The organism is Sphingobium sp. WCS2017Hpa-17 (genome assembly GCF_031843765.1).
Taxonomy (GTDB): Bacteria; Pseudomonadota; Alphaproteobacteria; order Sphingomonadales; family Sphingomonadaceae; genus Sphingobium.
In genome coordinates this window covers 22,082-34,712 of sequence record NZ_JAVTIV010000023.1, presented here as the reverse complement: position 1 = coordinate 34,712, position 12,631 = coordinate 22,082, and the positions used below count along the sequence as shown (strand labels likewise).

The 12,631-nt window shown below is 62.1% G+C and carries 6 protein-coding genes; 4 read left to right on the top strand and 2 right to left on the bottom strand.

Annotated elements, in window-relative coordinates; all coding sequences use genetic code 11:
* Nucleotides 1-65: 65 nt before the first annotated feature.
* Entirely contained in the window at nucleotides 66-2,654 is a 2,589-nt protein-coding gene (locus RQH62_RS21310; RefSeq protein WP_311270657.1) for a TonB-dependent receptor, read from the top strand.
* A gap of 68 nt (nucleotides 2,655-2,722) precedes the next feature.
* Here RQH62_RS21310 and RQH62_RS21305 read toward each other — a convergent pair whose 3' ends face one another.
* Entirely contained in the window at nucleotides 2,723-4,633 is a 1,911-nt protein-coding gene (locus RQH62_RS21305) for a CocE/NonD family hydrolase (protein ID WP_405053579.1), read from the bottom strand.
* Between the two features lie 63 nt (nucleotides 4,634-4,696).
* The gene (locus tag RQH62_RS21300; RefSeq protein ID WP_311270656.1) at nucleotides 4,697-8,689 is read right to left on the bottom strand and encodes a glycosyl hydrolase; all 3,993 of its coding nucleotides are present in this window, start codon (nucleotides 8,687-8,689) and stop codon (nucleotides 4,697-4,699) included.
* On the opposite strand from RQH62_RS21300, the gene RQH62_RS21295 reads away from it, so the two are divergent.
* The 3 genes from RQH62_RS21295 (at nucleotide 8,679) to RQH62_RS21285 (ending at nucleotide 12,624) form a co-directional block, all read left to right on the top strand.
* Nucleotides 8,679-8,822 (top strand): hypothetical protein, encoded by a 144-nt coding sequence (locus RQH62_RS21295; RefSeq protein ID WP_311270655.1) that lies wholly within the window; start codon nucleotides 8,679-8,681, stop codon nucleotides 8,820-8,822. The genes RQH62_RS21300 and RQH62_RS21295 overlap by 11 nt on opposite strands.
* 83 nt (nucleotides 8,823-8,905) lie before the next feature.
* Nucleotides 8,906-11,005: a beta-galactosidase gene (locus tag RQH62_RS21290; protein ID WP_311270654.1), complete on the top strand. Its 2,100-nt coding sequence runs from the start codon at nucleotides 8,906-8,908 to the stop codon at nucleotides 11,003-11,005.
* Nucleotides 11,002-12,624, top strand: coding sequence for an alpha-L-fucosidase (locus RQH62_RS21285; RefSeq protein ID WP_311270653.1), 1,623 nt, complete (start codon nucleotides 11,002-11,004; stop codon nucleotides 12,622-12,624). The genes RQH62_RS21290 and RQH62_RS21285 overlap by 4 nt, the downstream gene beginning before the upstream one ends.
* Nucleotides 12,625-12,631 lie beyond the last annotated feature (7 nt).

The following is a 12,631-nucleotide window of genomic DNA, read 5'->3' as shown; positions in this document are numbered from 1 at the left end:
CTTGAACTCATATAATAGTATTATATAACGATAGCCATATAAGTATCCATATCAGGAGAGGGGTTATGCGTTTCGTTCACCACATGCTGGCAGGGGCAGCCGTCTGTGCCGTCGTCGGCTTCGTGCCGTCCATGGCCTATGCCCAGAATGCGGCGAATGCCGACACGGCGGACATCGTCGTTACCGGTATCCGCGCCAGCCTTCAGTCGGCCCAGAACATCAAGCGTAACTCCGACAAGATCGTCGACTCTATCGTCGCTGAGGATATCGGCAAGCTGCCCGACATCAACGTCGCCGAAGCGTTGCAGCGGGTGTCCGGCATTCAGGTCAGCCGTGATCGCGGTGAGGGCGGCGGCGTCGCCATTCGCGGCCTGTCGCAGGTGCTGACCACCATGAACGGCCGTGAAGTCTTCACCGCTGGCGGCGGTCGCTCCTTCAACCTTCAGGATGTCCCGTCCGAACTTCTGTCGGGCATCGACGTCTACAAGACCCCCTCGGCCGACCTGATCGAAGGCGGTATCGGCGGTGTTATCGACCTGCGGACCCGCAAGCCGCTCGACAAGAAAGGCTTCGTCTTCAGCGCCAGTGCGCGGGGCCGCTATTCGGATCTTGCCGATGAGGTAAAGCCGATGGCCTCCGTTCTTGTCAGCAACAGCTGGGACACGAACGCCGGTGAATTCGGTATCCTCGTCAGCGCCGCCTATCAGGAACGTGCTTTCGCCACCGACATCATCAATGTCGGCGCGCCCAATGGTCGCAGCGACATCATTGCCGGCCAGACGGTGAACGCGCCCAACGGCTCCTACCAGCCCGCGATCAAGGGTAATCGCCGCCGCATCGGCGTCGACGGCATCGTCCAGTGGAAGCCGACGCCGGAACTCGAAATCTATGGTCAGGTCAGCTATCAGGACTTCCGGTCGATCCAAACCCAGTTTGGCCTCAACATTCCGACCAATGGCCGGACCGCCGTGCCCGGCAGCGCAACGCTGTTCGACGGCACCAATGACATCCAGTCCATCTCCTACAACAATGTCGCCTTCAGCACCTTCGGCGTGGCGCGCGACACCTATGACGAGAATTTCCAATATTCCGGTGGCGTGACCTATGAAACGGATAAGGCCCGTTTCAATATTGACGCTAGCTACTCGACATCGAAGAACACGCTCTATTATTCGGAACTCGACCTCGCTGGCGTCGCGCCTCTCGCGCAGCAAAATGTCAGCGGCTCCGTACCGTCGATGATCCTGAGCGGCATCGATCTCAACAATATCACCAGCTACACCATCGGCGCGATGACGCGGAACGAGAATTACTTCAAGGGCGACATGTGGGCGATCAAGGGCGATGCGTCCTTCGAGATCGAAAGCCCGATCCTGAAGTCTCTTAACTTCGGCCTGCGCTGGGCGAAGCGCGGCATGGACTTCACCCCGGTCCGCTTCTTCCAGACGCCGGGTACGGCCGCGGCCCGTCTCAACGCTGGACCCTATGCCGACCTGTTCATGGCCAATCCGCTCAACAACATGTTCAGCGGTTCCGGCAACATCAATCAGGACTTTCTGGTTGCCGACCCTGATGCGCTGCGCTCGATCGACAGCTTCAATGCCATTCGGCAGCAGCTTGGCATCACGGCGCAGGTCGGCGTCAGCCAGCCCGGCATCTACAGCATCAACGAAACCACGCTGGCCGGCTATGCGATGGCCAAATATGGCTTCGATCTCGGCAGCGTCCCGGTCGACGGCAATATCGGTGTCCGCGTCATCCGCACCGGCCTCAATGTGACGGGCAACCGCCTCGACGCCGGGCAGACCGTGCCGACGCCGATCGACATGGACAGCAATTATATGAGCGTCCTGCCCAGCGCGAACATCCGCTTCAAGCTGAGCGACGAACTGCAACTGCGCCTGTCCGCATCGCAGGTGCTGACGCGGCCGGGCTTTGGCCAGCTGGCGCCGACCCTGACGCTGATACCGGCCCAGAATACCGGCTCCTCGGGCAATCCCGACCTGCGCCCGCTCAAGGCCGACCAGTTGGACGCCAGCCTCGAATATTATTTCTCGCCCACCGGCTCACTCTATCTGGCCGGCTTCTATCGCAATGTGCAGAATTTCATCCTGACCGGTACGGTTCTGCGCAATATCGACGGCATCGAATATAGCATTTCTGCGCCGACCAACAGCAATCAGGGCAAGATCAAGGGCGTCGAAGTCGGCGGCCAGACCTTCTTCGACTTCCTGCCGGGGCTGCTCAGCGGCTTTGGTGTTCAGGCCAACTACACCTTCGTGGACAGCTCGACCGGCACCTCGATTGCGGGACTGAGTACGCCGCTGACCGATCTGTCGAAGCACAGCTTTAACGTCAGCGCCATCTATGAAAAGGGACCGCTGTCCGCCCGCCTCGCCTATAATTGGCGCGACAAGTTCCTGACTGGCCTGTTCACCAACAATGTCGTCACGGGCCTGCCCGTCTATCGCAAGGCCTATGGCTGGCTGGACGCATCAATCAACCTCGACGTGACCAAGAATGTCACCCTGTCGCTCGAAGGCAGCAACCTGACACGCAGCAAGACCCACACCTATTATGGGCGGGAAACGCTGGTCGGCAATCTGGAGCAGGATGATATCCAGGTGTTGGGCGGCGTGCGCGTCACCTTCTGATCCCCACCGATTTTCCTCCCCCTCGTCCCCGCGGCTGCACCCGCGGGGACTTTTTTATGGGGATGAAGCTATTGCGCGATCGGCAGCCATATGGCGCTCGCCGCATCGCCGCCCCAGTGGATCGTCTCGGTCGCTTTCACATAATCGGCCGGCTTGGCCTCCATGATCGACGGCACCCAGCTTTGCGGATTGCGGTCATAGAGGGGGAAGAGGCTCGACTGGACCTGCACCATGATCTTGTGCCCCGGCAGGAAAACATGATTGACGTTGGGCAGCGACCATTTGAACGCGTAGGTCTTGCCCGGTTCCAGCGCCGCCGGTGTGGCGAAACCGTTGACATAGCGTCCCCGGAAAATCTCTATGCCGATGCCCAGCTGATAGCCGGCCATGGACGGATCGGCCGAATTTTCCTGCGGATAGACGTCGATCAGTTTGACCACGAAATCGCTGTCCTGCCCGCTGGTTGCCGCGCGAAGATCCACCTTGGGCGCGCCCATGATATGCACGGGCTTGTCCAGCACCGGCGTCGTATAGCTCAGCACATCGGGCCGGCCATCGACGAAACGCTGGTCGTGGACCAGCCAGGTGCGCCATTCCTCGCCCTGCATATGGATCGGGCGCGGCAGCATCGGCACCGGCTTGGCAGGGTCGGAGACATAGCTGTCGCTGCCTTGCTGCGGCTTCGTCCATGACAGGCCGAACCCTGCGCCCAGATAAAGCGGTGTGTAATTGCCAGCCGGCCATTGCTGCGACACATCCCAGCGATTATCCCCGGTGGCATAGGTCAGCACCGGCGGCGTGTCGCATTTCGGCGCGGCCGTCTTGAGGTGGCAATCCAGGAACGGCTTCATATAGCGGGTACGGAACTGCAATCCGGTGTCACCCTCCCATTTCAGCGGCCCCAGTTCACGCGCCTCATAATTGACCTGACTATGCCGCCATGGACCGATTGCCAGACTGACCATATCGTTGTTCGCATCCTGCTTCTCCAGCGCCTGATAGACCGCCGGCGCGCCATAGCTGTCCTCCTGGTCCCATTGCCCGACGACCAGCATGGTCGGCACGGTCAGCTTGCGCGTCTCCAGCAGCTTGTCCACCGCCTGCCCCTGCCACCATGCGTCATAGCTGGGATGCTCCAGCACCTTGCGCACCACCGGCAGGTCCATCAGCCCATAGGCCCGCGCATAGTCAGCCGCCGATCCTGCGGCCAGATAGGCTTCATATTCGTCGCCCGTCCCCTTGGGGACTGCGCCACCGCCCTTCTTCACCGTCTGGCCCAGATCATAGTCGAAACCAAAGGTACGGAAGGCGCCATTGTGGAACCAGTCATCTCCCATCCAGCCATCGACCATCGGGCTTTGCGGCACAGCCGCCTTCAATGCCGGGTGCGGGTCGATCAGCGCCATCAGCGATGTGAAGCCCAAATAGGAAGAGCCGGTGATGCCGACCTTCCCGTTGCTCTCCTTCACATTCTTCACCAGCCAGTCGATCGTGTCATAGGCATCGGTGGCATGGTCCACCTTGGTCGGGTTGAGCGACCCGCGCAACGGCCGGTTCATGACATAATCGCCCTCCGATCCGTCCAGTCCGCGCACATCCTGATAGACACGAATATAGCCGTCATTGACGAACGGGGCGTCCATGACGGGCAGGATTTCCTCGATCTTCTGGCTGCGGTTGCGGCTGGTCGCTTTGTCCGCATTATAGGGCGTGCGGCTCAGCAGGATCGGTGCATCGGTCACGCCCTTGCGATAGACGATGACGGTGAAGAGCTTCTTCCCGTCGCGCATCGGGATCATCACCGTCCGCCGCACATAGTCGGCCTGCGGACGGACCCAGTCATAATCCTTGACCTGCTCGTTCGCCATCGTGCCGGTCGGGGTGCTTGGATTGCCTTGCGCCAGCAGGGCGGGCGTGGTGAGCGCCGTGGCCGAAGCGGAGAGGATGAGGTGCGCGAGCGTCGAAAGATATTTTCCCATGACGCATGGGTGCGCCCGGCGCCCCCGGTCGTCAAGGGCGCGCCGTAGGCGAGCAGTATGCCGCTATTTCAGCGGTATATCCCGCGCGAACATCAGCCGCACCGGCCCTAGCAGACCCGAATCGAGCAGCGGCTCGCCCGCCTGATAGAAGGTCCATGGCGTGAATGTCACGCGGCCCCCCGCCGGCTTGGCCTCACCCTTTTTGTACCAGTCCGGCAGGTCCACGATCTTGCGCGCCATCACCGGCGTCATCTTGCCGTCCGGGCCCGGTTTTTCCCCGATCATCCAGTCGGCATTGTCGATATATTTTCCTTCCTCCGGCAGCGCAGCGTCACCGATCATCCGGTTGGCCCACAGGTTGGTGACGGACAGCGACAGTTGGTTGGCGCCGGCATGGACGGCATCGGTAATGTCGACTCGATAGGGCTCCTTCCACACGACGCCCAGATCCTTGCCGTTGACCTTGACGCCCGACAGAACCTCGACCCGGCCCAGATCCAGCCAGATCCGCAGGCCCTGCTTCAGCGTCTCGGCCGGCACATCGATGCTGCGCTCATAGATGGCGGTGCCGGAGAAGTGCCGCACGGCCGGATCGTCATGATGGCTGAGCGACTCCAGCTTCGGCAAGGTGATGGCAGCCGGCGCGCCGCGGCCCGGTTGCAGCGCGACCTTCCATGCCCCGTTTATGGTGCGCGGCGCCGGCACCTGAGCCGTCACGGCCTTGCCATCGCTGGTGGTATAGCGTCCGCTCTCCCACGCGCGCAGGGTTAGCATCCCGTCCGCGCCGCGCGCGATCTCTGCCGGGCTGGCGGTGGTGTGGGGGGCGGGCGGTCCCTTCTTCGCTTCGGCGGCAACCTCCTGCGGCGTCAACGCTTGCGCCCACGTCTCCAGTGGGGTAAAATTGCCCTCAAAGAAGTAGGTCGCACCATTGGGCGCGGGCCGGTCCGATCCGCCAGCGAAGACCGTGCGCCCGCTCTTCATGCCGGTCCGCGCCAGCTTGCCATTGATATACAGGCTGGGCACGCCCTTGTCATAGACCAGCGCGAAGTGGCTCCATCCCGCGATCGGCTGGTGCGACACCAGCACGGCTGGCACATCGTCGGATGATCCTCGTTCGATCACGAACGCACCGTTGCGCCCGACCGCCAGCCCCGCAATCGCCGTGCCATCGCCATGGATGTCGCGCCCCGACCGGGCGTTTATCAGGTAATTTTTCCCCGTCTCGTTGATCCGGCCCTTCACGCTCTCCTGCGGCATCAGGCGCAGGTCGAGGTCGGGCTTGGCCCAGAGCGACAAGGTGAAACTGTCCGAAGGCGCGGTCATCGCCGGCGTTTCCATCCCCAGATCGGCGAAAGGCTTTCCGTCCTTCGCGACCCATGTGACAGGTTTCGCACCGTCTAACGGCTCGCGGAAGCTGACGAAGGTCGATCCGGCGGGCGACAGGTCGAAGGCGACACGGGTACCTTCGTCCGTGGCGGCGAACAGCGCCGGACGACTGATCGCGCCCGTTTCCGCGTCCCACAGCGCCGGCGCCTTGTCGGACACGCGGAAGGTGCATGTCACCCGCTCGGCACGCCGCTGACGGTTGGCGAGGAAATAGACGTCTCCGTCGCTGACCCGGCGGTGCAGCCATGTGATCTGGCCATCCGGGCTGGCCGTCTCGCAACGGACGTCCGGTGCTGTTCCTGTCGCCGCCAGCACGTCGGCGATGGTGCCGCTGGCAAAAACCTTGCCCTTGCCGACCGTGCGTGCGGCGGTCCCGGCTGAGTTGCCCCAGAGCGCCGCCACATCCCTGTCGAACTGCGCATCGTCCATGGCCAGCGATCGGGTGGGGCGGGGCGCCAGCAGCACCATGCCTTGCTCCACCATCGTCCGCAGCCGCGCGACCAGCTTGCCCGTCAGTCCGGTCATCCCGTCCGGCAGCGCCAGCATGGCATAGCTTGCGCCGTCGGGCAGCACGACCTTGCCATCCTTCACGCTGGCACGGGTCAGCAGGACTTCTGCATTGACCAGGTCATAGCTGTGGCCGGCCGGGATCAGCGGATTGAAATATTGGCCGATCTTGGGATTGGCGTCGGCCGACACATCGGGTCGCACATTTTCCGACTGGTTGGGACTGTCTTCACCCACGAAGAACAGGATGTCCGCGACGCCATGGCCCTGCCGCAGCATATATTGGCTGCGCGCCAGATAATCCATCCAAGGCTTCGCCTGGCCGAACCAGGTGTTGGTGCGATCCAGATTGATGCCCCACGGCCCCATCACCATGCCCGGCTCCGCCTTCACATTGGGCTGATGGGCGTAGCGATGGAAGAATATCTGGTTGAATCCCTGCGCGAACATCTGGTCGCCCAGCGCCTTCATCGAATAGGGATAGTCCATCCAGCGGCTCGTCTGGGATTCGCCGGTAAAGGCTTCCGCCGCGACCACGCTCTTGCCGTATACATGGGCGGCCGACGACACCATCTTGACGGTGCGATTGTCGGTCCATGGGGTGCGGGTCCAGAATTCGGTCATGGGCACCTGCGCCCGACCGCTCACCTGAAGGGCATCGAATGGCCCCGGCCCATAGCCTTCGGTGTAGAAGTTGAGGCCCGCCTGATGGGCATGGCCTTGCATCCGTCCATAATAATTGTCGGCCATCAGGTCGGCCAGCGTCCGGCGGAAATCGAACAGCACCTTGTCCGACCTGACCGCATCGCCCACGATCCGTCCGGTCAGGGTCGGCAGATAGGGCAGCAGGCTGTACCCGTTGCGCTTCTCGAAATCCGCCAGCAGGCTCGGCGTCCAGTTCTGGAGGCCCGCCTCATAACTGTCGATTTCCAGATTGGCGAAGGCCTTGCCCGCCATTGGCCCCGCGGCCTTCACGACCCGCGCGACGCTGCTGTCGAACTGATGATCGACGGCGCTTATGCTCAGCTTGTCGACCTCCAGCCCGCGGCCGGTGTCGGATGCGGCGACGTTGATCTTGCTCGTCGGCGTATGCCCCATGCGCAGGATCGTCCAGCGACCCTTGGGGGCTACCCAGTCGAGTTGACCCTTCACATCCACCTTCCCGGTCAGGTCGATCACCTTTGCCGGATTGATCGCATCGGGGGAGGGCGCATCGCCCGGCCCCCTGGTCACCGCCCCCATGCGGAAACCATGCTCACCCTTCACATCCCAATCCTCGATGCGCGGCGTCGCGTAGAGCAAAGCCTCGGCCAGCTTCACCTTCGTCGAGGGTTTGATCCGGAAATAGCGAGCGGTGACGGCAGGGAAGTTGATCGACCCCGGCGCCTCGATCCCGCGCTCGACCGCGATGCTGATCTTGCCGACCGGCAACCAGTTCTGGCCATCATCCGACTTTTCCAGCATCGCCGAAAAGCCCGGCACATCCTTCTCGGCATAGAGCGTCGCGGCCTGCGCCGTGAAGGGTGCCTTCATTTCCACGACCAGCGGCATATCGGACGATATCTCGACACTGCTGTGCAGATCGCGATCCGTCAGTGTGGCGGGGGCGATCGCCTCGCCCGCCCGCATGGCAGCGACAGCATCGCGATAATGACCCTCATCCCCGTCCGACGCCGGAAAGGCGATAACCGCCGCATCCTTGTAAGAGTCCAGCTTCGTATAGGGCTGGGGCAGCGTTATGCGCACCCGCTTGCCGCCATCGACGCTGCTTTCGGTCCAGACGATCTGCTGCATCGCCTGTTCGGGTGAAATCCAGGGGCCACCGCTGGACGACCAGCCCGGCGCATTGTGCATGCCGACCTGCAATCCCAGATCGCCCGCCTTGCCCATCATGTGCGTCATCAGGCCCAGCCATTGCGGGCTCAGATAATCGACCGGCCCCTTGGGTACATCATCGCTGCCATCGAACACCAGTACGCCGCCCAGGCCGGCTTTCTTGATCGCGTCCAGATCGGCGTCGATCCCTGCCTGCGTCACATTGCCATTCATCCAGAAATAGAGCGTCTGGGGCCGGGTGTCGGACGGGGGATCACGAAAAAGTTCGGCGTCGGGAGCCGTTGCGGACTGTTGCGCGGCCAGCGGTACCGCGCCGATGGCGGCCATCGCCACGCTGCTTGCCATCCTGACCAGAAATGCGCGCGTCATCCCATCTCTCCCCGTGATTTTCTTCCATGGCGTGATCGCGCGCGCTGCCGAAATAGCGGCTAACAGTTTGAAGCACGGCGAAACCGGTTGACTCGGTTTACTCATACTAATAGCCATGAGCAAGCAAATGTCATAAAATAATACTAATTGAGGTTTCGACGCATGGAGTGGGGCATGAAGGCACGCAATCGCAGGCAAAATGGCTGGTGGAAGGCTGCCCTGCTGATCGCTCCCGCGCTTCTTATGTCCGCGCCTCTGTCCGCTGCGCCCACGCCGGGCGCCACCGCGCAGAATGGGCAGGAACAGTTCAAGTCGCTCTATCTTGGCTCGGCCTGGTATCCCGAACAGTGGCCGGAAGAACGGTGGGCGGAAGACCTGCGCCTGATGAAGGCTCATGGTGCCAATGTCGTGCGCATCGGCGAATTCGCCTGGGCCGCGATGGAACCGACCGAAGGCGCCTACGACATGGGCTGGCTGGTCCGCGCCGTCCGTCTCGCCGCGAAATATGACATAAAGGTCGTGATCGGCACGCCCACCGATACGCCGCCCGCTTGGATGACGCAGAAATATCCGCAAGTCCTGCGCATCGACGGCGATGGCAGGCGCCTCGGCCATGGCGGTCGCCGCCAATTCTCCATCTCCGACCCCCATTATCGCGCGCTAAGCCGCGACATCGTCGGCCGCATGGCGCAGGCATTGGGCAAGGAACCCAATGTCATCGGCTGGCAGATCGGCAATGAATATACCGACGAAAGCTATGATCCCGCCGCTAAGGCCGGTTGGGTCGACTGGCTGAAAACGCGCTACGGCACGCTGGACAAGCTCAACGACGCATGGACCACCCAATATTGGTCGCAAACCTACAGCGACTGGGGACAGGTGCCGTTCAACACGGAAAAGGGCAATCCCGGCCTGATGCTGGAGCAGAAACGCTACATTACCAGCCAGTGGGTCGCCTTCCAGAAGAATCAGCTCGACGCCATCCGCGCCCATGCGCTGCCTGCGCAGTTCATCACCACAAACCTTGGCGGCCTTGGCTGGGCCAATAAATTCGACCGCTACGACATCAACCGCGACCTCGATTTCGCGTCATGGGACAATTATGTCGGCACCGGTCACCTGCTGCCCTATCGCAACGGGGCCAGCCATGACCTCGTGCGTGGCTGGAAGCGCAAGAATTTCTGGGTGATGGAAATCCAGCCCGGCTATGTGAACTGGGCGCCGGTCAGCAACATGCTCTATCCCGGCGAAACGCGGGCAATGGCGTGGCAGGCGATCGGCCATGGCGCCGACGGCATCCTCTACTGGCAATGGCGCAATGCGCTCAACGGTCAGGAAACGATGCACGGCTCCATCCTCGGCCCGGATGGCAAGCCGCTCCCGGTCTATGAGGAAGTCGCGAAGATCGGCCGTGAAATGGCCAAGGCCACGCCGGTCATTGCGGGCACCGCGCCCGTCTCCCCCGTCGCCATCCTTCAGGATTATCCCAGCCGCTGGACCATCGATTTCCAGCCGCACCATAAGGATTATGACCAGATCGGCGTCCTGCTCGACTATTACGCGCCGCTGAAGGATGCGCTGGGCAGCGTCGACATCGTGGAGGCCGCCGGGCCGCTCGATACCTACAAGTTGGTCGTCGCCCCGAACCTTGCCATCCTGACGCCCGAAATGACGGAAAAGCTGACCACCTTCGTAAAGAGTGGCGGCCACCTCATACTCGGTCCCCGTTCGGGGATGCGCGACGCTTATGACCGTCTCCAGCCCCGCCGCCAGCCCGGCCCGCTCGCGGACCTTCTGGGCGGTCAGGTCGAACAATATTATGCGCTGGACGAAAGCGTCGAAGTCGGCACCGGCAAGGCGACGATCTGGGCCGAAGACCTGACTGCCAAGTCGCCCGATACGCAGGTGCTTCTGCGTTATGGCAAGGCGAATGGCTGGCTCGACGGCCATGCCGCTGCCCTGACGCGCAAAGTGGGCAAGGGCCGCATCACCTATGTCGGCGCGCTGCTCGACAAGGGGCTGATGAAGACGCTGATCGACGGTGCGCTGAACGGCGCGAACGTCGCCCGCGACTTCGCCGTCCCCGCCGATGTCGAACTGATGACGCGCGAAGGCGACGGTCGTTCCATCGTCATCCTCATCAACCATGGCAAGGAAACGCGCAGCGTCACCCTGCCCGAATCCATGACCGACATATTGGAGGGCGGCCGCAAACAGGCCGTCACCCTGGCGGCCGAAGGCGTCGCCGTCCTGCAACGGGGAGCATCCAAGTGAAAAAGCCTCTGATCGCCGCGCTCTGCGCGCTTACCGCTATGACCGCCCCGGCGCTGGCCCAGCAGTCCTCTCAGAAATCACTCCAAAAATCATCATGGCCGATGGACTACAAGGCCGCCCCGGTCGAGGCCCAGCTGGCCAAGGTGAAGCAGGGCGTCAACGAAGGCCCGTTCCGCCCCGACTGGGATTCGCTGCGCGGTTTCCGCACGCCGGAATGGTTTCAGGATGCGAAATTCGGCATCTTCATCCACTGGGGCGTCTATTCCGTCCCGGCCTATGCCAATGAATGGTACAGCCGGAACATGTATGTGCCCGGCAATGCTGCCTACGAACATCACCTGAAAACCTACGGCCCGCAGAACAAGTTCGGCTACAAGGATTTCATTCCGCAGTTCAAGGCGGAGAAGTTCGATCCCGCCGCGTGGATGACACTGTTTCAGGAAGCGGGCGCGCGTTATGTCGTGCCGGTCGCCGAACATTGCGACGGCTTCGCCATGTATCAGTCTGCCTTCACGAAGTGGGACTCCGCCGACATGGGTCCGAAGCGCGACGTGACCGGCGAAATCGCCAAGGCTGCCCGTGCGAGCGGCCTGCATTTCGGCCTGTCGTCGCACCGCGCCGAACATTGGTGGTGGTATCATAAGGGCCGCACTTATGATTCCGACGTCAATGATCCCAAATATGCCGGCCTCTACGGCCCTGCCGCGCCCACCGGCCTGCCCGCCGACAAGCCCGACAACTGGCCCGACAGTGACCTGCTCCACAACTGGAGCCCGCCGAACAAAGAATTTCTGAACGACTGGATGGCGCGCACATCGGAACTGATCGACAAATATCAGCCCGAACTCATCTATTTCGACTGGTGGACATCCTCGCCATTGTTCGAGCCGCTGATGCGCGACACGGCGGCCTATTATTACAACCGCTCGTCAGAGTGGAAGGCGCCGGGCATCATCGCCTATAAGGGTTCGCAATTCGCCGAAGGCAGCGCCATGTTCGACCTGGAACGGGGCAAGAGCGATGCGCTCAAGCTCACGCCATGGCAGTCGGACACATCGGTGAGCATCAAAAGCTGGGGCTATGCCCAGAATGACAGCTACCGCACGCCAAAGTCGCTGATCGCCGACATGATCGACATCGTGTCGAAGAACGGCAACCTGCTGCTCAATGTCGGTCCAAAGGCGGACGGCACCATCCCCGAAGAAATCGCCACCGTCCTGCGCGGCATGGGCGCATGGCTGAAGGTGAATGGAGAGGCGATCTACGGCACGCGCCCCTTCCTCTATTTCGGCGAAGGCCCGACCAAATCCGGCCATGTCCGTCAGGTCGGCCAGTTTACGGAAAAGAATGTCAGCAGCTTCACGAAGGAAGACATTCGCTTCACGACGAAAGACGGCCATCTCTATGCGCTGGGCCTTGAGCGTCCGGCCGACGGCGCGGTCCTCATCAAGACGCTGTTTGCGAAGACGCCCTATCTCGACCGCCCCATCGACCGCATCGAACTGCTCGGCACCGGCGCGGTGACATGGCAGCAGACGGACAAGGGCCTCATCGTCACCTTGCCGCAAAGCGGCGCGGATGCGATGCCCTATGCCCTGCGCATCAGCTTCAAATCATAAGACCGGA

Excerpts from the sequence above, each read along its gene's own strand:
- RQH62_RS21300 (WP_311270656.1), bottom strand. The coding sequence starts at position 8,689 with ATGGCCGCCATCGGCGCGGTACCGCTGGCCGCGCAACAGTCCGCAACG.
- RQH62_RS21290 (WP_311270654.1), top strand. The coding sequence starts at position 8,906 with ATGAAGGCACGCAATCGCAGGCAAAATGGCTGGTGGAAGGCTGCCCTG.
- RQH62_RS21305 (WP_405053579.1), bottom strand. The coding sequence starts at position 4,633 with ATGGGAAAATATCTTTCGACGCTCGCGCACCTCATCCTCTCCGCTTCG.
- RQH62_RS21310 (WP_311270657.1), top strand. The coding sequence starts at position 66 with ATGCGTTTCGTTCACCACATGCTGGCAGGGGCAGCCGTCTGTGCCGTC.
- RQH62_RS21295 (WP_311270655.1), top strand. The coding sequence starts at position 8,679 with ATGGCGGCCATCGCCACGCTGCTTGCCATCCTGACCAGAAATGCGCGC.